Below are 23458 nucleotides of genomic sequence, written 5' to 3'. Positions count from 1 at the left end.
ACCCCGTCTCAGTGTGACCTCAACGCCTGCCCGGCGGCCCGGGCGGCCTGCGCGCCGTAACCGCCGCCGAACAGCACCGAGTGCACCAGCAGCGGGAACAGCTGGTGCAGCGCGATCCGCTCCCGCCACCCGTCCGCCAGCGGGTGCACCTCCTGGTAGGCCGCGACGATCCGCTCCAGGTGCGGGCACCCGAACAGGTGCAGCATCGCCAGGTCGGTCTCGCGGTGACCGCCGTGCGCGGCCGGGTCGATCAGCCACGCCCGGTCGCGGCCCCAGTGCACGTTGCCGCTCCACAGGTCGCCGTGCAGCCGGGACGGCGGCTCGGCGGGCCCGGCCAGCTCCGGCAACGCCTCGCACACCCGGTCCAGCACCCGCGCCGACCCCGCCTCCAGCGCGCCGGAATCGACCGCGCGCCGGACGTAGGGCCGCACGCGGTGCCGGGCGTAGAACGTCGGCCAGTCCGGCTCGGGCTCGTCGCGCATCGGCGCCAGCCCGATCCACGCGTCGGCGGGCCCGCCCGGAGGGGCGCTGCCGAACGCCGGAGCCCCGGCGTCGTGCAGCCGAGCCAGGCCGCGTCCGAGCTCCTCGGCCGCCCGCGCCGTCGGCGACGCGGCCGCGACGTGCTCGGTGACCAGGACGTCATCGCCCTCGCCGAGCACCTCCGGCACCGGCACCGCGCCCGGCTCGGCGAGCCAGCGCAGCGACGCAGCCTCGGCGGCCGCCGCGCCCGGCATCGACGGCGAAGCGGACTTGGCGAACACCTCGGTCCCGTCGTCGAGCCGCACGGCGAACGCGGCCGCGGTGTCCCCGCCGGAGAGCCGGCGGACCTCGGCGACCTCGCGCCCGGTGATCCGGGCGACCTCCGCGGCGATCACAGCCGTTCCCGCACCCACGCCATCAGCTCCGGCATCGCGGCCTCGACCATCGCCAGCACGTCGTCGAACCCGTTCGGGCCGCCGTAGTAGGGGTCGGGCACCTCGGTGCCGTCGGCGTCCGGGTCGAACGACCGCAGCAGCCGCACCTTCTCCGGGTCGTCGACCAGCCGCCGCACCGCGCGCAGGTGCCCCTCGTCCATCGCGACCAGCAGGTCCGCGCCCAGGTGGTGCTCGTCGATCTGCGCCGCGACGTGCTCGGTCGGGTAGTCGTGGGCGGCCAGCACCTTCTCGGTGCGCGGGTCAGCGGGTTCGCCGACGTGCCACGGCCCGGTCCCGGCGCTGGAGACCTCGACCCGCGAGTCCAGCCCCGCCCGCCGCAGCTCGTCGGCGAAGATCAACGCCGCCATCGGCGACCGGCAGATGTTGCCCGTACAGATGAAGGAGACATGCACGCCTCCCGAGGGTACGGACCACCTGAAGCACTCCGACGTGGACGTTCAGGGATTGTCGAGGAGTTGCTTTGCGTGGCGGTGCGGGTAGCAGAACCTGATCGGCTCCGTGGACTCCGTGCGCCGCTCCTGATGTATGCCGATACACGGCGTCCCGGCGTACTCGCCACGAAGCCGATCAGAACCTGCGGCGGTGCGAGCTGCCAGGGTGGTGAACGAGGATGCGGCTCCGCCGCATTACTCAACAGCTCTTAGACTGCCCACGATGAGCGGGGACGATCGGGAGCTGTTGCGCCACCACGGCGACGTGGACGCGGCGCGCGGGCTCGCCGACTTCGCGGTCAACGTGCGGCTCGACCGGCCGCCGCGGTGGCTGCGCGCCCGGCTCGCCGAGGCCCTCGACGACCTCGGCTCCTACCCGTCGGCCGAGGCCGACGAGACCGCCCGCCGCGCCGTCGCCGACCGGCACGGCAGGCACCCCGACGAGGTGATGGTGCTGGCCGGGGCCGCGGAGGGCTTCGCCCTGCTGCCCGCGCTGCGCCCGGCGCTCGCCGCGCTGATCCACCCGTCGTTCACCGAACCCGACCTCGCCCTGCGCACCGCGGGCGTCCCCGTCGAGCGCGTCGTGCTCGACGCCGCCGACGGCTACCGGCTGCGCGCCGAGCAGGTGCCCGAGGCGGCCGACCTGGTCGTGCTCGGCAACCCGACGAACCCGACCTCGGTGCTGCACCCGGCCGAGGAGATCCGCAGGCTGCTGCGGCCCGGCCGGATCGTGGTCGTCGACGAGGCGTTCATCGACGCCGTCCCCGGCGAACGCGAATCCGTCGCGCACCTCGCCGATCCCGGACTGCTCGTGCTGCGCAGCCTCACCAAGATGTGGGGCCTGCCCGGGCTGCGCGCCGGCTACGCGCTCGGCAGCCCGCAGGTGCTCGCCGAACTGGGCCGCGCCCGGCCCCACTGGCCCGTCAACTCGCTGGTGCTCACCGCCGTGCGCGCCTGCTGCGAACCCCGCGCGATCGCCGAATCCGAAGGCGCCGCAGCGGAATTCACCGAGAACCGCACCGGACTGCTCGACGGCCTCGCCGGAGTGCCGGGGGTCGAGGTGGTGGGCGCGGCCGAGGCGCCGTTCCTGCTGCTGCGGGTGCCCGACGGGCAGCGGGTGCGAGAAGCGCTGCGGGAACGCGGGATCGCGGTGCGCCGAGGCGACACCTTCCCCGGCCTGGACACCGACCACCTCCGCGTCGCCGTCCGGGACCCGGAGCAGAACTCGTTGTTGGTCAAGGCTTTTCAGGATGTCGTGGAACGTGGGTGAAACGGTGCGGATTCGGGACGTGATCGGCGCGCTGGAGAAGGCGTACCCCACCGGGCTCGCCGAGGACTGGGACGCTGTCGGCCTGGTCTGCGGCGATCCCGACGCGGTCGTGCAGCGCGTGCTGTTCTGCGTCGATCCCCTCGAAGCCACCGTGGACGAGGCCGTCGACTTCGGCGCCCAGCTGCTCGTCTCGCACCACCCGCTGCTGCTGCGCGGCGTCCACGGCGTGCCCGCCGACGACCACAAGGGACGCGTCGTGCACCGGCTGATCCGCGCCGGCATCGGCCTCTACTGCGCCCACACCAACGCCGACAAGGCCAACCCCGGCGTGTCCGACGCCCTGGCCGGGGCGCTCGGCCTGACCCGGACCCGGCCGCTGATGCCCGTCGCGGCCGACGCCGACACCGGCCTCGGCCGCATCGGCGAGCTGCCGCGGCCCGAGCCGTTCCGCGACTTCGTCCGCCGCGTCGCCGACGGCCTGCCCACCACCGCGTGGGGCGTGCGCGGCGCGGGCGACCCCGACCGCGAGATCCGCCGCGTCGCCGTCTGCGGCGGTGCCGGCGACTCGTTCCTGACCGCCGCCGCCGAAGCCGGCGTCGACGCCTACGTCACCGCCGACCTGCGCCACCACCCGGCCGGCGAGCACCTCGCCCAGGCCGACGTGCCCGGCACCTCCGTGCCCGCGCTCGTCGACGTCGCGCACTGGGCCAGCGAGTGGCCCTGGTGCCAGCAGGCCGCGGACCTCGTGTCCGCCGCCCTGCCCGATACAGTCGAAGTCCTCGTTTCCACCCGACGCACCGACCCGTGGACCGTGCACGCCGGTGCGAACCCAGACCCAGGGAGGGCGCTCGCGTGAAAGCCGACCCCGCCGTTCAACGACGGCTGCTCGATCTCGCGGAGGCCGACGCGGAGCTCAACCGCGTCGTGCACCGCAGGCGCACGTTGCCGGAACTCGAGCAGATCGGTGCCGCCGAACGCGAGGTGCAGACCAAGCGCGACGAGCTGGTGGTCGCCCAGACCGCGTTCAACGACCTCGACCGCGAGGTCAAGCGGCTGGAGAACGAGGTCGACAACGTCCGCAAGCGCGAAGCCCGCGACCGCGACCTGATGGCCGCAGGTGGGCCCGCCAAGCAGCAGGAGGAGCTGGAGCACGAGCTGCAGACCCTCGCCCGCCGCCAGGCCGTCCTGGAGGACGAGCAGCTGGAGGTCATGGAGCAGCGCGAAGCGCTCGAGACCAACGTGACCAAGTCCGCCGAGGCCGTCACCGAGGCCGAGCAGCAGCTCGCCGGCATCCAGGAGCGCCGCGACGAAGCGCTCGCCGAGCTCGACACCGCCGAAGCCCGTCGCCAGCAGGAACGCGACATCATCGCCAAGGCGCTGCCCGACGACCTCATCGCCCTCTACGAGCGGGTGCGCGGCCAGCGCGGCGTCGGCGTCGGCCTGCTGCAGGGCGCCCGCTGCGGCGCGTGCCGCATCGAGCTCGACCGGCACGCCCTCAACGAGGTCCGCGAAGCCGCCCCCGACGACGTGGTCCGCTGCGAGGAGTGCGGAGCGATCATGGTGCGGGAGAGCAAGTGAAGGTCATCGTCGAAGCCGACGGCGGATCGCGCGGCAACCCCGGACCGGCCGGTTCCGGCGCCGTCGTGCTCGACGCCGACACCCGCGAGGTCCTCGCCGAACGCGCCATCGGCCTCGGCGAGACCACCAACAACGTCGCCGAGTACCAGGGCCTGATCGCCGGGCTGCGCGCCGCCGCCGAGCTCGGCGCCACCGAGGTCTCCGTGCGGATGGACTCCAAGCTCGTCATCGAGCAGATGGCCGGGCGCTGGAAGGTCAAGCACGCGAACCTCCAGCCGCTCAACGCCGTCGCCCGCGAACTCGCCGCCGACTTCCAGCACGTCGACTACGAGTGGATCCCGCGCGCCGACAACGCCGCCGCCGACAAGCTCGCCAACGACGCGATGGACGGCAACACCGTCGAGCCGGGCACCGCGGCGGCCGAATCGGGGCAGGTCAGCGAGGCCGAGAGCGCCTCGGCGCGGACCCGCCCCTCCGGCTGGCAGAACCTCCGGGGCGCCCCGGTCAAGATGCTGCTGCTCCGCCACGGGCAGACCCCCATGTCGGTCGACAAGCGCTACTCCGGCCGCGGCGACGTCGAACTCACCGAGCTCGGGCAGCGCCAGGTCCACGCCGCCGCCAAGCGCCTCGCCGCGATGGACGGCGTCGTCACCCCCGACGGCGCGGCGCCCATCATCGCCTCGCCGCTCACCCGCACCCGGCAGAGCGCCCAGGCCGTCGCCGACGCCACCGGCGGCGAGCTCGAATTCCACGACGGCCTGCTCGAAACCGACTTCGGCGAGTGGGAGGGCCTCACCTTCCTCGAAGCCGCCGACAAGTACCCGGACCTGCACCGGAAGTGGATCGGCGACCCCACCGTCGTGCCACCCGGCGGCGAGAGCCTCGCCGCCGTCCACCAGCGCGTCACCGCCGCCCGCGACGACCTCTTGGAGCGCTACGCCGGGCAGACGATCATCGTCGTCAGCCACGTCACGCCCATCAAGTCCCTGCTGCGCACGGGCCTGGGCGTCGGACCAGAGGTCTTCTACCGGCTGCACCTCGACCTCGCCTCGCTGTCCATCGTCGAGTTCTACCCCGACGACAACGCCTCGGTCCGGCTCGTCAACGACATCTCCCACTGGGCCTGAACAGGCCTGGCCGGAGCGCCGAACCGGCCAGCGGTAAAATCGGCGGAGCGGAAGAGCCGGTCGAGTGACCGCGGCGGGCGACGACCCGTCGAGGAAAGTCCGGACTCCACAGAGCAGGGTGGTTGCCAACGGCAACCCGGGGCGACCCGCGGGACAGTGCCACAGAAAGCAGACCGCCCGGCGCACGCGCCGGGTAAGGGTGAAACGGTGGTGTAAGAGACCACCAGCACCTCGGGTGACCGAGGTGGCTCGGTAAACCCCACCCGGAGCAAGGCCAAGATGGGCGCCTCGGCGCCCGCGCGGACGGTTGAGGGTTGCTCGCCCGAGGTTCGCGGGTAGGCCGCACGAGCTCGTCGGCGACGGCGGGCCTAGATAGATGGTCACTGAACGGGTTTGGTCGTGAGACCCCCGGGAACAGAATCCGGCTTACAGACCGACTCTTCCGCTTCTCCCTTATTGGGTTTTTCCTGGTCCTCGGCGTCTTTCGGGGTTCTGGGTGCCTGTTCCGCGGTTGGTTTCGTTGTACTGACAACTACTCTGTGGTCCCTGTGCTTGGCGGTGCCAGAAGCGGAACCTGACACGCCTTCTGGCTCCGGGATCCGAGACTGATGTATGCCAATACACGGCGTGTCGGCTGTCCTCCCCAGAAGACGTGTCAGAACCCGCGGCGGTGCAAGCGCCTCAGGTGGGGTACTGAGAAACCGGCTTCGCCGGTTGCCTGACGGGGGGCCGGTTGCCTCGTGGGGGTTCTTTGGTTCGTCCGTTTGTCTCAGTGGTTTTCGGCTTTTCGGGCTAGGTGTCGGTATGCATGCCCTGGGGGGAACTGTTCGTGTTGGGGGCGTTACCCTGATTCGTGCGCGCCAAGATCACCTCGTTCTTTCGGGTTCGGCGATCACGTCGAGTGATCCAGTCGGGTGCTTCCTGGCGCGATGTGCGGAAATCCACTGGACCACCGCGATGTTCACGGTGCGTTACGAAGGGGCTCGCAAGCGGGTGAACAGCCACGAGATCCAGGCTCGAAACCGGCCTCCTGAGCGCCGATTCCGCGATGACCAGCCGGTGGTGGCTTGCTCGAATGGCCTATTCGCCGCGTGATGGCCGTGGTGTCGTCCCGCTGTAACCCGCCACACCCGAGCTCGCAACCACTACTTCTGGTGACCATGTCATGTTCTACTCGTATCTGCGCGTCGCGGATCACCGCCACGCGTTGAGGTACCGGCCCGCCGACACTCCGCGTACTCAGGGGTAAAGAGATGACCGCCATGCCGCTGGAAACACTGGCGCACCTGGACGTACTCGCCCAGCAGACTCAACTGGGCACCGAAGGCATTCGCGGTTGGATCCTGAACAACCTGCTACCGCTGCTGCTGCTGACCGTGGCGATCCTGCTGCTGTGGCTCGGCGGCGGCAAGGGCGACAACGCGGGTGTGATGCGCCGTCTCGGCGGTGTCCTCGTCGCCCTGGCCATCGTCGGCATCGCGGTCACCAACGCGGGCATCGACATCGGCACCTTCATCGCACAGCTCTTCAGCACCAGCGGGTGATGCCCAGTGCGGATACGCACCGATGACGAGGTGTACCGGGTCGACGCCGTCTGGCTCGGCCCCCCGAAGGCGACCTTCCCGTGGCGCGCGCGCTACGTGGCGTGGGGCGTCGGCACGGCGCTGTTCCTGCTGATCCTGTTCATCGAGCGGCAGGTCAACATCGGGTTCGGCTTCTTCTCCACGGCGTGGGCCGTGGTGATCACCGTGGCGCTGACCCGGCTGATCTGCGGGAAGATCGGGCACGAGCGCCCGCTCGGCCGTCATGCAGATGTGGGCGCGCGAGCTGACCGCACCCCGCGAGAAATCGCAGGCCACCGGCGGAGCGGCCAGCGCCGCCCGCGTCCGCGTGCGCCGGGGCCGTCCCATGCCCAAGAACAAGCGCTCCCGCCGCGGACAGCCGCGGCAGGGACAACCCCAGCGGTCCCAGCGACAGACCCAGCGGCAGTCGCAGACCCGGAGGCAGCAGGGCCGGCAGGCGCAGCAGCAGCCGCGCACCGCCCGGTCCACCCAGCAGGTCGGAAGCAGGCGCACCCGTAGCAAGGAGGTTCGCGGTGTTCGGTCGCCGTCGAGGCGGTGAGCAGCAGCCGCAGCAGGTACCCCGCGGCTCCAGCGGCAAGGTCCGCGGCGCCAAGGGCAGCGGCAAGCCGCGCAAACGGGCGCGGGGCCTGGGTGACGAGCAGTCCATCCCGACCTACACGCCGTCGATCGCCGCGCGCACCATCGACGGTCACCTGCTGCGCACCGGCCAGGACGTCTTCGCCTGGTACCGGCTCTCACCGCAGCGCTGGTCCTTCCGCTCCGACTCGCAGCGCCAGGACCTCGTCGCCGCCATCGCGGGCCAGTACGCGGAACTCCAGGGCCGCTGGCTGCACCTGCGGGTGACCAACCGGCCCTACCCGATCCGGATGTGGGCCGAGGCGCACGTGCACAACGCGCGCAACCCGCTGCCGGACGCCGACGGCGCGCTGAGCTTCGACGACTACATGGTCGGCGAGCAGCAGCAGCTGATGGGCCGATCGATGGCGGAGAAGGAGGTCTACCTGGGCGTCCAGGTCCAGACCCGCAACGTCGTCGACCGGGCCGTGGAGCGCGCCGCGCCGCTGCTGCAGAAGGTCTTCCCCGAAGCCGTCGACGCCGAGCTCATCGCGCTCGACAGCGAGATCGAGCACCTGGACCAGGTGATCGGCTCCGCGGGCCTGGACGGGCGACCCGTCACGGCCGAGGAGATCTCCTGGCTGATGCACCGGTCCTGCTCGCTGGGCCTGCCCGCACCCCGCAACCTGCCCGCCGTGCCGGGTGCGCCGTGGGAGCCCGAGGACCTCGCGTCGTTCACCGACGCCTCCGACATGCACCAGGACCCGTACTCGCCGACGGTGACGGTGCGCGGCCGCACCGGCTCCAACGCCGGCGTCACCCGGCACGTCGCGGTGCTCACCGTCGGCCAGACCCACGGCCTGCAGATCCCCGAGATCGACGACCCGTGGATGCAGCACTCCGACCGGCTGCCCGCCCCGGTGGAGTGGTCGGCGCGGATCTACGTCCGCAGGCCCGAGGACGTCGGCGGCGAGCTGCAGCGGCAGATGAACAAGGTCCGCTCTCAGGTCAGGCACTACACCGAGGAGCACGGCCTGGAGCCGCCGACCTCGCTGGCCCGCCAGGCGGGCCGGGTGCTGGAGATCGACGACGAGATGACCTCCGGCTTCACCGCCCTGGCCACCCGGGTCAAGTCCTGGTGGCGGATGGCGGTGTCCGGGCCGACCGAGCGCGACGCGCTCAAGCTCGCCCAGCAGATCCTCGACCTGTACAAGCCGAAGGTCGCCATCGAGCACCCCGAGGCGCAGTACGCGATGGCGCGGGAGTTCATCCCCGGCGAACCGCTCGCCAACACCGCCTACCTGCGGCGCGGCTCGGTCGTGTGGGCCGCCTCGGCGGTCCCGCAGGCCACCGCGGAGGTCGGTGACCGGCGCGGCATCCTGCTCGGCGAGACCTGCACCGCCACCCGGCGTCCCGTCGCCTGGGACCCGTGGATGGCGCAGGAGGTCCGCGACGCCTCGGGTCTGACGGCGATGGTCGCCGGTCTCGGTGGTGGCAAGTCCTTCCTCGGCGGCGGCACCGTCTACAAGACGCTGCGGGCCGGGGCGCACTGGACGCTGCTGGACCCGTCGGGGCCGCTCGCCGAGCTGTGCAACCTGCCGGAGATCAAGCCCTACGCCCGCAACATCAACCTCCTCAACGCCCAGCCCGGCATCCTCAACCCGTACCGGGTGGTGGCCGAACCGGAGCTGGAGCACTTCGTCGACGAGGAGGACCCCGAGCGCGGCTGGCGGCGCGAGCGCGCGCTGGCCGCCGCCACCCGGCGACGCCTGGTGCTCGACGTGCTCACCGGCCTGCTGCCCTACGAGGTCGCGAAGCTGCCGCAGACCCGGATCGTGCTGCTGCGCGCGGTCCGCGCCGTCGGCGGCCGGGTCGACGCGCACCCCGGCATGGTCTTCGAGGCGCTGCGGCGCGACGCCAGCGAGCACCACGAGCACGCGGTGGTCGTCGCCGACTTCCTCGACGAGATCCGCGAGCGGATGGCGCTGCTCATCCCGGAGAACGACGCCGACCCGTACTCCGAGACCCGCGACGACCGGCTCACGGTCCTGACGATGGCCGGGCTGACGCTGCCCAAGGACGGCGTCGGCCGCGAGCACTGGACCGACGCCGAAGCGCTCGGCGTGGAGATGCTCAACCTCGCCGCGTGGCTGACCCAGCGCTCCATCTACGAGCGGCCCAAGGGCGAGCGCAAGGGCGTCTGGATCGACGAGGCGTTCTTCCTCTCCGAGGTCCCGACCGGTCGCGTGCTGATGAACCGCTTCGCGCGCGACTCGCGGAAGTGGAACGTGCGAGTGCTGCTGTCCAGCCAGATCCCGGCGGACTTCCTGCGCATCCAGGGCTTCGTGTCGCTGCTGGACTCGGTGTTCATCGGCCGCCTCGACGACGAGCAGGCCCAGGCCGACGCGCTGCGGCTGCTCAAGGTGCCGGTCGACGCCGGCTACGAGCAGGTCGTCGCGGCGCTGGGACGGCGCCCGGGCCCGGCCCGCAACGCCACCCAGCGGGACCGCTCGCCGCGCCAGTTCATCTTCGGCGACGGGGCGGGCGGCGTGGAGAAGATCCGCATCGACTTCTCCGGCCCGCACCTGGAGCACCTGCGCGACGCGCTCGACACCACCCCGGCGTCCGAACCCGACGCCGAACCGCGCGCCCTGGCGCCCTCGGTCGGCGGCGACGGCGTCAACTCCGACTCCAGCGCCTCGGCGCTGAACCCGGCTGAGGACGACTACGGGGACGAATTCGAAGCGTTCGACGAGCTCGAACTCGAAAGCGTCGGCATCGGTTTCGATGACGGCACCGAGAGCTCGACCCGCCGGCCGGGCGAGCGGGGTGGGGACGACGCGCGGTGAGCGGGGCGGTCTTGGGCGTCGTGCTGATCGCCGCTGCGCTGGCGGCGGTGATCGGCACGCTCGTGGTCAATCGCCGGACGCGGTCGGCTGAGGTCCTCACACCGCGACGCCGCAAGGCGTACCTGCTGGTCGCGGGCCTGCTGGCGCTGCAGTCCCTGATGGCGGTCCCGGCGTGGGGCCAGAGCCTGGACTGCAAGGAGGCGCCGAACCCGGAGCGCCCCGGCTCGGGAATGGTCGGCGCGCTGGACCCGGCGCCGATGGGCGCGGGCAACCCGGGCAGCGCCTACGACGAGGTCGGCTACGCCGGTCTGATCTGGCACACCTACGACCTCGGCTGCGGCCCGCAGGGCGTCACCAACCCGGACGCGCTGGTCGACACCTGGGTCGGCAACGAGCTGTTCAACCTCGCCAAGAACCTGGTGGGCGCCACCAACGGGCTGCACTACGCGCTGCTCAACGGCGACCTGATGGACCCGCTGGACGAGGTGATCGCCACCGGCACGGTCGCGCTCTACGACAGCGTGTTCGCGCCCTGGTTCGGGCTGGTCGCGCTGGTGCTGGCGGTCGTGCTGTTCCGCTACATCTGGCAGGGCGACCTCGCCAGCATCGGCAAGCGCGGCATGTGGGCGCTGGCGGGCCTGTGGTTCGCCTCGGCGACCTACCTGACGCCGCTGGTCTACACGCACGCGCTCGACGAGATCGTGATCACCGGGACCTCTGCCGTGCAGGCCGGTTTCCTGCACGAGGTCGGGGTGGACGAGGCCAACGCGCTGCCGACGCTGCTGCACGACCAGGTCGTCTACCGCAACTGGCTGCGCGGCGAGTTCGGCTCGCCCGACACCCCGCAGGCCCAGCAGTTGGGCCGGGAGCTGCTGCGCGCTCAGGCGTGGACGAAGCAGGAGGTCAACGCCGGGGCCGACGCCGGTTCGCCGGAGCCCAAGAAGCAGGCGTTCGAGGACGTCGCCGGCAAGATGGGCAGCTCCTACGGCTACTTCCAGGGCATCGACGGCAGCCGCGTCGGCGCGGGTGTGCTGGCCAGCGTCCAGTCGCTGGCCTACGCCTCGTTCCAGCTGCTGGCCAAGGCGACGATCCTGCTCGCCCAGGTGCTGCTGAGAGTGCTGATCCTGGCCGGGCCGCTGATCGGCCTGGTCGCGCTGGTCTACCACCAGATCCTGCGGCTGATCGGCCGCGTCGCCGGGGCGGCGGTGCTCAACGTCGTCATGGTCTCGGCGCTGGCCGGTCTGCACACGCTGATCCTGACCTGGATCTTCGACCCGACGCGCGGGTTCTCGGCGCTCACCCAGATCCTGCTGGCAGCGCTGATCACCATCGTGTTCCTGCTCGTCGCCAAGCCGGTCCGGCGGCTCACGCAGATGGTCGAGCTGTCGGTGGGCACGGTCGGCCGCGCGGTGCCGCGCTCGCCCGGCGGGATCTTCGCGCGCTTCGGGCGTCGCGGCGAGAGCCCGACCGGCGAGCAGTTCTGGGACCAGGTCCGCGAGAACGACCCGGACGCCGCCTACGGCGGGGATCGACCGGGCAGGAAGCGCCCGGAGGCGCTGCTGCCCGCGGTCGCGCAGCGGCTCGACCGCGACGACGACGCGGCGCAGGGCGCGCTGCCGACCGGTGGGCCGTCCGGCGGGACGACCGCGGGCGCGCTGCCGTCCGGCGGAGCCGGACCGCGCCGGCCGGGCGGGATGCAGGGCGTCGCGGAGGCGCGGGCGTCCAGTCGGGTGGTCGATACCAACCCGGTGGCGGATGCCAAGTGGGACGGGACCGACGAAGATCCGGTGTTGATCCCGTCGCGCGCGACGGTGGAGCGGGTGTCGGAGCAGCCGTCCGGGACCGACTCGCCGCGCCTCGCCGAGCGCGAGGTCGTGCAGGGACGTCCGGTGCACGTGATCTACCGGCCCTCCAGGGGGCTCGAGGTGGCCGATGGCGACCAGATGAGGGGGAGCTGATGCCGATCCGGACGCACCGCGGGCGAGCCGCGGTGTACCGCAGGTTCTGGGGCTGGCCGCTGCGCTCGCCCAAGCACCTGGCGATCTCTCTGGTCGTGGTGGGTGCGGCGGCGACGGTCGTCGGCCTCCTGCTCCCCGAGCCGCCGCCGAGCCGCAACGAGGCCGCCGGTGGCGGTCGCACCACGTCGTACACGCTGCCGCCGCAGAAGTCCGCCGTGGTGCCCACGACCGCCAAGCCGCCGACGATCTCCGTCCCGCAGGGCGGTCCGACGCCGACCGCGCCGGACCCGGCGGGCGTCGCGATCGTCGAGAAGTGGGGCGAGGCCTGGGTGAACCACCCGGTCGGCGCCGACCGGCAGCAGTGGCTCAACGGCCTCCGCCCGCTGACCACCGACGAGTTCCTCACCGAGCTGTCCACCGTGGACCCGGTGAACGCGGGCAACGTGATCACCGGCGCTCCGGCCGCGGTGACCTCCACCGAGGGCTCGATGGTCGTGCGCCTGCCCACCGACATCGGCGTGCTCAACGTGACCGTGAACCGGACCCCGGCCGGGTGGCGGGTGGCTCAGTACGACAAGGAAGGTTGACGATGCGCAAGCTCGTGGTCGCCCTCATCGTGCTCGCGGGTTTCGCAGGAATGATCGGTCTCGGCGTGCTGACGATGCTGATCAGCAGCAGCGGCGGCAACCAGGGCTGGTCCAACTGCAGCGCGAACCTCGGACCGTGGGGTGACGGCGCCGGGCGCGGCGAGAGCGACGCGGGCTCGCTCAACCCGGAGTCGGTCGGCCTGGCCAAGCGCATCATCGACGTCGGCAAGCAGCGCGGGCTCCCGCCGCGCGCCTGGCAGATCGCCATCCAGGCGGGCAAGACCGAGTCGAACCTGGCGAACCTGACCCACGGCGACCGCGACTCGCTCGGCATCTTCCAGATGCGGCCCTCGATGGGCTGGGGCACGGTCGCGCAGGTCACCGACGTCGACTACCAGATCAACAAGTTCTACGACGTGCTGCTGGCCGTGCCCGGCTGGGAGGAGCTGCGGCCCGGCACCGCCGCGCAGCGCGTGGAGCGCTCGGCGTTCCCGCTGCGCTACCACCGCTGGGAGCCGATGGCCGCGCACCTGGTCAGCGTCGAGGGCAACGTCCCCGGCATCACCGACTGCGACGACCTGCCCGGTTCCAGCGTGCTGGCGGGCCAGGCGCTGTCGTTCGCGAAGGCCCAGCTCGGCAAGCCCTACGTGTGGGGCGCGGCCGGTCCCGACACGTTCGACTGCTCGGGTCTGACCCAGCAGGCGTGGAAGGCGGCCGGGGTCGAGATCCCGAAGTACTCGCAGACCCAGTACTTCCAGGGCGGCGTCCACGTGCCGCTGGCGCAGGCCCAACCGGGTGATCTCGTGTTCTGGGGATACGGCCGGGATCCGCACGGAATTCACCACGTCGGGCTCTACTTGGGCGACGATCAGCTCCTGCACGCTCCACAGCCGGGTGAATCAGTCGAGGTCACGAAGCTGTGGGACGGCGGGCAACTGCTGCCGACGGTCGTGCGGCCCGCGGCGGACACGCCCGCGCCGCCGGGCGCGATACCCGCCGCGGGTGGCGCGCGGTAGGTCACAATGGCGTGAGACCCAGGCCAGCGGCCTGCTGAAACTCCGGAAGGGTTGCACATGTTCACGCCGGACCCGATCCCGCGGCCGACCGGTCCGCCCGCGTCGAGCACGCCGCTCGGTGACTACCTGAACCAGTCGCCGCCAGGAAGTTCAGCGGGTTACGCCGTGTTACCGCGTTCGCTCGCCGAGGCGATGCCGCTGCCGTGGCAGCACCAGATGCGCAACCTGCTCGCCGAGTTCCACCAGGCGTTCGGCCACGTGCAGTGGCCCGTCTACCGGGTCGTGCCGTCCCGCTACGAGCGGCTCGCCAACCTGGACGACGATCAGCTGGCCGAGGTCGGCTGCACCGTGGAGGTCGGCGACGACGGCGAGCTGGAGTACCGGATGCGCGACGGCCGCCGGATCGAGGACCCGGAGCAGCACCAGGTGCTGGTGTCCTGCCTGGACCCGATCCCGCCGCGCGGCGCGCAGCCGCCGGCCGCCCCACCGCCGCCCGCCTGGTGACCGCCCGCCTGGTGACGCCGCCCGGTGACGAGCGGGTGACCGCGTTCGGACATCTCGGTCGTTCCCGCTCGGCAGGCGTGACAGGTCGGCCTCGGCGTGCGAGGCTCGGGGCATGGCCCGCGGAGGTTGGTACTTCTGTTTGAAGCATCGGCAGGTGGAGCCCAAGTCGGGCTGCCGCGCCGCCGACCGCTTGGGCCCGTACCCGGATCAGCAGACGGCCGCTCGCGCGCTGGAGATAGCCGAGGAGCGCAACAAGGCGGCCGATGAGGCCGACCGCCGCTGGAAAGAAGAGGACTGAGTTCTCGTGGCGGCGGCGGAGAGGTCCCCGGACGGCGTCCGCGCTGTCCTTCCCGCTGCCACGCCCCGGTGGGGGCTGGACTTCGCCGCGGTCCGCCGCGAGCTGAACCTTCCCCGGGACTACCCGACCGGCGCCCTCGCCGAGGTCGAGCAGACCGTCGCCCAGCCGCTGCCCACCGGCGATCGCCACGACGCCACCGAGCTGCCGCTGGTCACGGTGGACCCGCCGGGCGCCAAGGACCTCGACCAGGCCGTGCTGCTGCGCCGCCGGAACGGCGGCTACCGCGTGCACTACGCGATCGCCGACGTCGCCGCGTTCGTCCCGCCCGGCGGTGAGCTGGACCGGGAGGCCCGGCGCCGCGGGCAGACGCTGTACCTGCCGGACGGCAACATCCCGCTGCACCCCACCCGGTTGTCCGAGGACGCCGCGAGCCTGCTGCCCGACCAGGTGCGCGCCGCGGTGCTGTGGACCATCGACCTCGACCCGGACGGATCACCGGAGCGCGTGGACCTGCGCCGGGCCTGGGTGCGCTCGGTGGCCCGCCTCGACTACGAGGGCGTGCACCGCTCGCTGGTGCAGGGCTGCGCGCACCCGTCGATCGACCTGCTGCCGGAGATCGGCAGGCTGCGCCGGGAGCAGGCGCTGCGGCGGGGTGCGATCGAGCTGGGCCTGCCGGAGCAGCAGGTGGAGTCCGACGGCAACGGGGGCTGGCGGCTGGCGCTGCGGCCCCGGCTGGTCGTCGAGGAGTGGAACGCCGAGATCTCGCTGCTCACCGGCATGTGCGCGGCCGAGATCATGCTGGAAGCCGGTGTGGGCATCCTGCGCACGGTGCCCGATCCGGACGCCGACACCGTCGACCTGCTGCGCCGCTCGGCCAACCAGCTGGGCGTGCACTGGCCGGTGGGCCTGTCGCCCGCCGAGGCGCTCGCCGAGCTCGACCCCGCCCGGCCGGAGGCGCTGGCGGTGCACGTCGCCGCGACGCGGCTGCTGCGCGGCGCCGGGTACACGGCCTTCGGCGCGGGGGCGCCCGCCAAGTCCGGGCACGCCGGCATCGGTGCCTCCTACGCGCACGTCACCGCCCCGATCCGGCGCCTGGTCGACCGCTACAGCGCGGAGGTCTGCCTGGCGGTCGCGGCGGACCGCGAGATCCCGGAGTGGGTGCTGGAGGCGCTGGGCGAGCTGCCGTCGGCGATGGGCGGGTCGGACCGGACCGCCGCGCAGGTCGAGCGGACCTGCATCGCCCAGGCGCAGGCGTGGTCGCTGGAGTCGCGGGTGGGCGAGGAGTTCCCCGCGACGGTCCTGCGCGTGCCCAACGGGGTGGCGGGCGAGGTCTTCGTCGCCGATCCGCCGATCATCGCCCGCTGCACCGGCAGCGGTCTGGCCGAGGGGCAGCAGGTCAGGGTGCGGCTGGTGACCGCCGACCCGAGCAGTCGCGACGTCGGCTTCGAAGTGGCTTGACGCACACCTCGTGGCATTCTCGGGGCCGCGGGTCGATTGTGGATCGTGGAAGTCGATGGCGACGAGAGGGGCCGTGAAGGTGACGAGCGTGCGCGAGATGACCGTCGGGGTGCTGGGCGGTACCGGAGCTCAGGGCCGGGGACTGGCGATCCGCTGGGCCAAGGCCGGGCTGAAGGTCGTGATCGGGTCCCGCAACGCGGAGCGCGCGCAGCAGGCGGCCGACGAGATCAAGGAGATCGCGGGCGGCGACGTCACCGGTGCCGACAACGCGGGTTGCGCGTCGGCCTCGGACCTGGTGCTGGCGGCGCTGCCGTGGGAGGGCCACGCCGAGACGCTGAAATCGCTGCAGGCCGAGCTCGCAGGCAAGATCGTCATCGACTGCGTGAACCCGCTCGGCTTCGACAAGAAGGGCCCCTACGCGCTCCCGGTCGACGAGGGCAGCGCCGCCCAGCAGGCGGAGCAGATCCTGCCCGACTCGCGGGTGACCGCGGCCTTCCACCACGTCTCCGCCGTCACCCTCGCCGACCTCGCCGTCGGCCACGTCGACCTCGACGTCCTGGTCCTCGGCGACGACCGCGAGGCCACGGACGTGGTCCGCGAGCTCGCCGACGTCATCCCCGGCGTCCGGGGCATCTACGGCGGCCGCCTCCGCAACGCCCACCAGGTCGAGGCCTTCACCGCCAACCTCATCGCCATCAACCGCCGCTACAAGGCCCACGCGGGCCTCCGCATCACGGATGTGTAGGGAGACCGCGGTTTCTTCGCTTGGCGGTGCGGGTAGCGGAACCTGACACGCCTTCTGACTCCGGGATCCGGCCAATACACGGCGTGTCGGCCGTCCTCCCCAGAAGACGTGTCAGAACCCGCGGCGGTGCGAGCTGAGCCCCACACCTGAAACAACGGCCCCGACGTGGCACGGTGGGGCCGGAGGTGGTGTGGGTGCTGCCGGACGAAGCGAGCTGTTGGAGCGATGACGAGCGGGAGCGGGCGGACGCGCTGCTCGACGGGCACGCCGTGGTGGTCAACGTCCGCAAGGACGGGCCGCACAAGCACTTGGTCCCGTGGCTGGTCGAGCAGGACCTGCTGACCTACGTCGGCCACTCCGGTCCCCGGCACGGCTGGCCGCAGTCGGACTTCGCCAGCCCGTTCGTCTCGGAGGCCAAGACCGACCGCGAGGCGATGGTCCGCCACTACGAGCAGTGGCTCGACGACCAACCCGGTCTCCTGAAGCGCCTCCGCGAAGGGGAGCTCGCGGGCAGAGCCCTGGGCTGCTGGTGCGCCCCGAAGCCCTGCCACGCCGACGTCCTCGCCCACCGGGCTCGCTGAGCTGCCCGGAGCGTTGAGGAGCCGGGACGTGCCCAGCACGTCCCGGCTCCTCACGCGGTGATTCAGTGGAAGGAGTGCTCCGGGCCGGGGAAGGTGCGGCCCCGGACGTCGGCGGCGAACTCCTCGGCCGCGCCGCCGAGGATCTTGCCGAGCTCGGCGTACTGCTTGACGAACCGGGCCGTGCGGCCGGTGTTCATGCCGGCCATGTCGGTCCACACCAGCACCTGCGCGTCGGTGTCCGGACCTGCGCCGATGCCGACGGTGGGGATGCGCAGCTCGTGGGTGACGCGCTTGGCGGCCTCGGCGGTGACCATCTCCAGCACCACCGAGAACGCGCCGGCCTCCTGCACGGCCAGGGCGTCGTCGAGCAGCTGGTCGGCCTGGTCGCCGCGGGCCTGGACCCGGTAGCCGCCTAGGCCGTGCTCGTGCTGCGGGGTGAAGCCGATGTGGGCCATCACCGGGATGCCCGAGGCGGTCAGCGCCTCGATCTGCGGGGCGAAGCGGCGCCCTCCCTCCAACTTCACCGCGTGCGCGCGGCCCTCCTTCATGAACCGCGTCGCCGTCTCCACCGCTTGCTGCGGCGAGGCCTGGTAGGAGCCGAACGGCAGGTCGGCGACCACCAGCGCGTGCTCCACGGAGCGGGTCACCGCGCGGGTCAGCGGCAGCATCTCGTCCACGGTCACCGGCAGCGAGGTCTCGTAGCCGTAGACGTTGTTGGCCGCCGAGTCACCGACCAGCAGCACCGGGATCCCGGCCTGGTCGAAGATGCGGGCGCTGTACATGTCGTAGGAGGTGAGCATCGGCCACGGCTCGCCGCGCTCCTTGAGCTGCTGGAGGTGGTGGATGCGCACCTTGCGGCGGGTCGGCCCCGATCCGTAGGGGGCCGCGGTCTCGCCCTTGTCCTGGGCACCCTGATCTTGGGCAGCAGTCATCGTTGACCGTCCTGTTCCCTCGAGGCCCGTGCGGGTCCCCGGGTAGTTGCGGATGGTTGCCCTTCCAGCCTCGCACGACGAACTCGGGGAGGCGATGACTGCGGGCTCACATCACAGGCTCAACCGAGCCAGGGCTGCGCGAAGCGCTGGTAGGTGCCGTCGTTGCGGGCGATGTCGAGGTAGTGGTTCACCCACTGCTGGAACGCCACGTCGCCCTGCGGGAGCATGTAGGCCTTCTCGGCGAAGGTGAACGGCTGCTCCGGGTGCACGGAGCACAGCTCCGGGTGCTGCCGCGCCTGCCAGCGGGTCTCCGAGGAGTCGGTCATCATCAGGTCCGCGTGGCCGTCGATGATCTGCTGGAAGATCGTGTTGTTGTCCGGGTGCTCGACGATCGTGGCCCGCTTCAGGTTCTGCTTGGCGAACTTCTCGTTCGTCCCGCCCGGGTTGACGACCGCGCGCACGCCCGGCCGGTCGATCTGCTCCAGCGTCTGGAACCGGGCGACGTTCTCGCAGCGGGTGATCGGCGTCTTGCCGTCGACCCCGAACGTCGAGCTGAAGAACGCCTTCTGCGCCCGTTCGAGGGTCACCGACACCCCGCCGACGGCGATGTCGCACCGCGCGGCGAAGTCGTCCATCAGGGTCTTCCACGTGGTGGGCACGATCGTGGCGCGCACGCCGAGCTTCGCGGCCATGTCGTGGGCGACGTCGATGTCGATGCCGCTCCACGAGCCGCGCTCGTCGCGGTAGGTGAAGGGCCGGTAGTCACCGGTGCTGCAGACCCTCAGTTCACCGCGCCGGCCCACGTCTTGCAGCCGGTCCGGGGCCGGTTGGGGCGCGGGCGGGGGAGTCGAGCACCCCACCGTCACGGCCGCGATGACCAACCCGATGCCGAACTTCACCCAGCGCATGCGCCCTCCGATTCTCCGTGCGGGACAAGACATATCCCGCCGTGAACCGGAAAGCCAGCCCCGGTGATCGGAGGAACGGCAAAAACGGGAAAAGCGGGCGCGCAACCTCGCGGGGAGGCGGACGTCCTACGGACGGAGCGCGTGGGAGCCGTGCCGCGGCGGGGAGGGGAGCCACCTGGGGGTGCTCTCCTCCCCGACCTCGCTCAAGGCTGTTTGGGAGTTGCTCCGCTCGGCGGTGCGAGCTGCCAGGGTGGTGGCGGAGGAGGCGCCCCGCCGCATCGCTCAACGGCTTCTAGCCGCGGAACGCGCGGTAGGCCGGGCGCAGCAGGTCGGTGACCGGCGTGCCGCCCACCGTCACCGGCAGCGGCTCCAGCTCGTCGAGCACCGGGGTCCCCGACACCGGAGCCTCGGGGGTGCGGGCGGGGGAGGGGCTGGTCCAGAAGTCGTGCAGGTGCTCCGACAGCGGCGCTTCCCCGGAGCTCTCCTCGGCGACGACCTGCTGGGTGCCGCGCAGCGCGCGCAACCGGTCGAGCAGTTCCTCGCGGCTGCGGCCGCGCCACGCCAGGATCTGGAACGGGTCCTCGTCGAAGGACTCCGCCAGCAGGTAGCAGGTCGCGGCCAGGTGCTTGCAGGGGATCTCCCAGTCCGGGCACGAGCAGTCCATCGTCAGCTCGCGCATCGTCGACGGGAACAGCTCCAGCCCGAGCTCGGCGAACACCCCCTCCAGATCGGTGGGCATCTCACCGGCCAGCAGCTTCGCCGCGTACAGCGCCTGACCTGCCAGTTCCCGCTCGATGTGGGCCCACTGCTGGGAGCTGAACGCCTTGATCCCGATCCGCGCCCGGTACGGCTCGGCGCGCGAGCCCTGCACCAGCCCGACCACGACGCTGGTCGACAGCGTCAGGTTCAGCACCTGACCGGAGCGCGCGTAGTTCTTGCCGCGCTGCAGCCGGCCGCCCATGCCGAAGGACTCCAGCACCTCGATGAACCGCTGCGACCACCAGGTCTGGGCGATCGTGCCGCGCTTGCTGCGCGCCTTGATGCCGCCTTCGACCCGGATCGGGCCGCGGTGGTCGAACTTCCAATGATCAGGCACCGATCGCCTCCGCGTCCAGCGTGACCAGCTCGCGCAGCTGCTGGGTGGACAGCTCGGTCAGCCAGTTCTCGCCGCTGCCGACGACCAGCTGCGCGAGCGCCTTCTTGTCCTCGATCATCCGGTCGATCTTCTCCTCCAGGGTTCCGATGCAGGTCAGCTTGCGCACCTGCACGTCCCGGCGCTGGCCGATGCGGAACGCCCGGTCGGTGGCCTGGTCCTCGACCGCGGGGTTCCACCAGCGGTCGAGGTGGATGACGTGGTTGGCGGCGGTCAGCGTCAGACCGGTGCCGCCGGCCTTGAGGGAGAGCAGGAAGATCCGCGGCCCGTCGGGGTCCTGGAAGCGCTCGACCATCGCGTCGCGGGCCTTCTTCGGCGTCCCGCCGTGCAGGAACGGCACCTCGGTGTCGAAGCGCGCCGACAGGTGCGGCACGAGATGCCCGCCGAACTCGGCGAACTGGGTGAACACCAGCGCCTTGTCGCCCTCGGCCAGCACCGAGTCGAGCAGCTCCTCCAACCGCGCGAGCTTGCCCGAGCGCCCGGCCAGGGCGGAACCGTCGCCGAGCAGCTGGGCCGGGTGGTTGCAGACCTGCTTGAGCTTGGACATCGTCGCCAGCACCAGCCCGCGGCGTTCCATGCCCTCGCTGTCGGCGATGCGCGCCAGCATGTCGTCCACCACCGCCTGGTACAGCGTGGCCTGCTCGGTGGTGAGGTTGCACAGCTGCTTCATCTCGATCTTGTCCGGCAGGTCGGAGATGACCGAGGGATCGGTCTTGACCCGCCGCAGCACGAACGGGCCGGTGACCCGGCGCAGCCTCGCCGCCGCGTCGGTGTCGCCGTCGCGTTCCACCGGAACCGCGTAGCGCGCGCGAAAAGTGCTCAGGGAACCCAGGATTCCCGGGTTCGCGAAGTCCATCACGGACCACAGCTCGGCCAGCCGGTTCTCCACCGGGGTGCCGGTCAGCGCGAGCCGCTGCCGCGCCGACAGGCCGCGAACCGCCTTGGCCTGGCGGGAATTGCTGTTCTTGATGTTCTGCGCCTCGTCGAGAACCACGCGCTCCCAGCGGATCTCGCGCAGCGCCTCGGAATCCCGCGCCGCCAGCGGGTAGGTGGTGATCACCAGGTCGTAGCGCTCCACCTCGTCGCGCAGGTCCTCGCCGCTGAGCCGCCCGCCGCCGTGGTGGACGTGCACCCGCAGTCCCGGCGCGAAGCGCTCGGCCTCGCGCTGCCAGTTGCCGACCACCGACATCGGGCACACCAGCAGCGTCGGCGGGCGCGACTGCTCGGCGCGGGTGAGCGCCTCCAGCGCGAGCAGCTGCACGGTCTTGCCCAGCCCCATGTCGTCGGCGAGGCAGCCGCCGAGACCCAACCGGCTCAGGAACGTCAGCCATGCGAGCCCGCGCCGCTGGTAGGGCCGCAGCGCCGCGCCGAAACCGGCGGGCGGGTCGACGGGTTCGAGGTGCTGGTCGGCCTGACCGGACAGCAGGTCGCCGAGCCATCCGGTGGCGTTGACCTCCACCACCGGCAGCGGCTGCTGCTCGCCCTCGCCACCGGCCTGCTTGATCAGGTCCAGCGCGCTCATCCGGCCGGTCGCGTCCTGCTCCAGCATCGCCAGGCCCGCCGCGAGCCGCTTGCGGTCGACCTGCACCCAGCGGCCGCGCATCCGCACCAGCGGCACCTTCGCGGCGGCCAGCTCGGCGAGCTCCTCCTTCGAGAGGGTCTCGTTGCCCAGCGCCAGTTCCCACCGGTAGTCGATCAGGGCGTTCTTGTCGATGCCGGATTCCTTGGTGACCGCGCCCGCGGTCCCGGCACTGGTGGCGTTGAGCTTGAGCCCCAGCTCCCGCTGGCTGCGGCCCCACCAGGACGGCAGCAGGACCGCGAACCCGGCCTGGTCGAGGTGGGCGGCGCGGCTGAGGAACTCGTAGGCGCCCTCGGTGTCGAGCACCAGCTCGCTCGGGTGCGACGAGCGCAGCGCCCCGTCGAGCTCCGGGCAGATGCGGCTCGCCCGGCCGAGCTCGGCGAGCAGCAGCTCCTGCGGCTCATCCACCCAGCGGCGCAGCACCTGCGTGTTGTCGGCCCACACGTCCTGCGCGGAGATCAGCACGCCCGGGTCGTCGACGGACTGCAGCAGGAACTCCACGATCCAGTCCGGGTCGTCGTCCTCGGGGGCGTGCAGCCGGAAGCAGGTGCGCAGCGGGCTCTGCCCGGGCACGCCGGTGTGCCAGGTCTCCAGCCGGCGGGCCAGCGCGCGCAGCTGCGCCCGGTCGCCGTCGAAGTGCGCTTCGCCGGTCAGGGCGTTGAGCCAGGCCGCCGTGGTGCCCCTGGCATCGGTGAGGTCCGCTTCGAGCCGGTTGCGGGCCCGGTCGTCGACCAGCGCGTTCAGCGTCGTGCGCAGGACGGTCTCTGGTGCGTCGTCGTTCGCGGCGCGCAGCGCGTGCGGCATGGCGTCGCGCAGCGCGACGAACCGCGCCGAGTCCGAGCCGGACAGGGCGGGGATCCAGCGAGCGGCGGGCCGATCGCCCTCGAAGACCAGGGTCGGCAGCACGCGCCCGCCGGTGATCAGGTCGTCGGCGAAGTCGGTGAGCTCACCGAGGAATCGCAGGTCGGAGCCGAACCGGCAGCCGGGCAGCTCGGCGCCGAGCAGCGCCGGGAGGTCGTCCGGGGACAGCGACACGGCGGGCACCTGCCAGTGCCGCAGCCGCAGCTTGCCGCGCGGCGCGCTCCCGGCGGTCAGCGGATCCCGCACCAGTTCGGGCGAGGACACCGGGGCCGACGCGAACGACGGCAGCGCCAGCTCGACGCTCGCGGCCGCGACCCCGTCGACGACGTCGATCAGCTCGTGAGCGGGCACCGCGAACGGATGCCCCAACACCCCGGCAGGAGCCCGCCCGGGAATCCGAGCGGGCAGCTCCGAGTCCTCCGCCCAGACCAGCAGCCGGCCCCCGGAGTCGCACAACCCGTGCACAACCCACACAGCCGGCCTCCGATACCTGAGACGAACCCGGAACCCCGCTCGCGCAATCCCCCGGAACCACTCCCGGCGAGTCTAG

The 23458-nt window shown here is 72.0% G+C and carries 20 protein-coding genes, 1 other RNA gene and 1 pseudogene; 16 read left to right on the top strand and 6 right to left on the bottom strand.

Going from position 1 to position 23458, the window contains the following annotated elements; genetic code table 11:
• Positions 1-8: 8 nt before the first annotated feature.
• Both REH65_RS10395 and REH65_RS10390 read right to left on the bottom strand, forming a co-directional pair.
• Positions 9-893, bottom strand: coding sequence for a fructosamine kinase family protein (locus REH65_RS10395; RefSeq protein ID WP_406692261.1), 885 nt, complete (start codon positions 891-893; stop codon positions 9-11).
• Positions 872-1282 carry a low molecular weight protein-tyrosine-phosphatase gene (locus REH65_RS10390; protein WP_406692260.1) on the bottom strand — a complete coding sequence of 137 codons (411 nt, stop codon included), beginning with the start codon at positions 1280-1282 and terminating at the stop codon, positions 872-874. Before REH65_RS10390 ends, REH65_RS10395 begins: the two co-directional genes overlap by 22 nt.
• Before the next feature lie 307 nt (positions 1283-1589).
• Between REH65_RS10390 and cobC the strand changes: the two genes are divergently transcribed.
• The 16 genes and pseudogenes from cobC (at position 1590) to REH65_RS10310 (ending at position 17475) form a co-directional block, all read left to right on the top strand.
• A complete protein-coding gene (cobC, locus tag REH65_RS10385; protein WP_406692259.1) occupies positions 1590-2636 on the top strand; it encodes an Rv2231c family pyridoxal phosphate-dependent protein CobC in 1047 nt (348 codons plus the stop codon).
• Positions 2617-3492 carry a Nif3-like dinuclear metal center hexameric protein gene (locus tag REH65_RS10380; RefSeq protein WP_406692258.1) on the top strand — a complete coding sequence of 292 codons (876 nt, stop codon included), beginning with the start codon at positions 2617-2619 and terminating at the stop codon, positions 3490-3492. The genes cobC and REH65_RS10380 overlap by 20 nt, the downstream gene beginning before the upstream one ends.
• Positions 3489-4214, top strand: a complete 726-nt coding sequence (locus tag REH65_RS10375; RefSeq protein ID WP_281458843.1) for a zinc ribbon domain-containing protein — start codon at positions 3489-3491, stop codon at positions 4212-4214. Before REH65_RS10380 ends, REH65_RS10375 begins: the two co-directional genes overlap by 4 nt.
• Positions 4211-5341: a bifunctional RNase H/acid phosphatase gene (locus REH65_RS10370; protein ID WP_406692257.1), complete on the top strand. Its 1131-nt coding sequence runs from the start codon at positions 4211-4213 to the stop codon at positions 5339-5341. The genes REH65_RS10375 and REH65_RS10370 overlap by 4 nt, the downstream gene beginning before the upstream one ends.
• 52 nt (positions 5342-5393) lie before the next feature.
• Positions 5394-5786, top strand: an RNA gene (rnpB, locus tag REH65_RS10365) — RNase P RNA component class A.
• 808 nt (positions 5787-6594) lie between these two features.
• Positions 6595-6885 (top strand): hypothetical protein, encoded by a 291-nt coding sequence (locus REH65_RS10360; RefSeq protein WP_281458841.1) that lies wholly within the window; start codon positions 6595-6597, stop codon positions 6883-6885.
• Between the two features lie 6 nt (positions 6886-6891).
• Positions 6892-7361, top strand: a pseudogene (locus REH65_RS10355) (hypothetical protein); the annotation flags it as partial.
• A gap of 75 nt (positions 7362-7436) precedes the next feature.
• A complete protein-coding gene (locus REH65_RS10350; RefSeq protein WP_406693140.1) occupies positions 7437-10328 on the top strand; it encodes an ATP-binding protein in 2892 nt (963 codons plus the stop codon).
• On the top strand, positions 10325-12286 hold the full coding sequence (locus REH65_RS10345) for a hypothetical protein (RefSeq protein ID WP_281458839.1): 1962 nt from the start codon (positions 10325-10327) through the stop codon (positions 12284-12286). The genes REH65_RS10350 and REH65_RS10345 overlap by 4 nt, the downstream gene beginning before the upstream one ends.
• Positions 12286-12873, top strand: a complete 588-nt coding sequence (locus REH65_RS10340) for a hypothetical protein (protein ID WP_406692256.1) — start codon at positions 12286-12288, stop codon at positions 12871-12873. Before REH65_RS10345 ends, REH65_RS10340 begins: the two co-directional genes overlap by 1 nt.
• 2 nt (positions 12874-12875) lie before the next feature.
• Positions 12876-13889 (top strand): C40 family peptidase, encoded by a 1014-nt coding sequence (locus tag REH65_RS10335; protein ID WP_281458837.1) that lies wholly within the window; start codon positions 12876-12878, stop codon positions 13887-13889.
• Between the two features lie 57 nt (positions 13890-13946).
• Positions 13947-14393 (top strand): hypothetical protein, encoded by a 447-nt coding sequence (locus REH65_RS10330; protein ID WP_406692255.1) that lies wholly within the window; start codon positions 13947-13949, stop codon positions 14391-14393.
• Between the two features lie 154 nt (positions 14394-14547).
• Positions 14548-14691 carry a hypothetical protein gene (locus REH65_RS10325; protein WP_343231412.1) on the top strand — a complete coding sequence of 48 codons (144 nt, stop codon included), beginning with the start codon at positions 14548-14550 and terminating at the stop codon, positions 14689-14691.
• A 6-nt stretch (positions 14692-14697) separates the two neighbouring features.
• On the top strand, positions 14698-16149 hold the full coding sequence (locus REH65_RS10320) for an RNB domain-containing ribonuclease (protein ID WP_406692254.1): 1452 nt from the start codon (positions 14698-14700) through the stop codon (positions 16147-16149).
• A gap of 79 nt (positions 16150-16228) precedes the next feature.
• Positions 16229-16894: an NADPH-dependent F420 reductase gene (gene npdG / locus REH65_RS10315; protein ID WP_406693139.1), complete on the top strand. Its 666-nt coding sequence runs from the start codon at positions 16229-16231 to the stop codon at positions 16892-16894.
• A 194-nt stretch (positions 16895-17088) separates the two neighbouring features.
• Entirely contained in the window at positions 17089-17475 is a 387-nt protein-coding gene (locus REH65_RS10310) for a DUF4326 domain-containing protein (RefSeq protein ID WP_281458834.1), read from the top strand.
• 62 nt (positions 17476-17537) lie between these two features.
• Here REH65_RS10310 and panB read toward each other — a convergent pair whose 3' ends face one another.
• The 4 genes from panB to REH65_RS10290 form a co-directional block, all read right to left on the bottom strand.
• The gene (gene panB, locus REH65_RS10305) at positions 17538-18407 is read right to left on the bottom strand and encodes a 3-methyl-2-oxobutanoate hydroxymethyltransferase (protein WP_281458833.1); all 870 of its coding nucleotides are present in this window, start codon (positions 18405-18407) and stop codon (positions 17538-17540) included.
• A 119-nt stretch (positions 18408-18526) separates the two neighbouring features.
• A complete protein-coding gene (locus REH65_RS10300; RefSeq protein ID WP_406692253.1) occupies positions 18527-19315 on the bottom strand; it encodes a transporter substrate-binding domain-containing protein in 789 nt (262 codons plus the stop codon).
• Between the two features lie 292 nt (positions 19316-19607).
• Complete coding sequence (locus REH65_RS10295; protein ID WP_406692252.1) at positions 19608-20411, bottom strand: SWIM zinc finger family protein; 804 nt, start codon at positions 20409-20411, stop codon at positions 19608-19610.
• Entirely contained in the window at positions 20404-23382 is a 2979-nt protein-coding gene (locus REH65_RS10290; RefSeq protein WP_406692251.1) for a DEAD/DEAH box helicase, read from the bottom strand. The genes REH65_RS10295 and REH65_RS10290 overlap by 8 nt, the downstream gene beginning before the upstream one ends.
• Positions 23383-23458: the final 76 nt, after the last annotated feature.

This window comes from Saccharopolyspora sp. ID03-671 (assembly GCF_045278815.1).
GTDB classification, from domain to species: Bacteria; Actinomycetota; Actinomycetes; order Mycobacteriales; family Pseudonocardiaceae; genus Saccharopolyspora; species Saccharopolyspora ipomoeae.
Note: the sequence above shows the minus strand (reverse complement) of the source record. Positions and strands in the feature narration are given on the sequence as shown.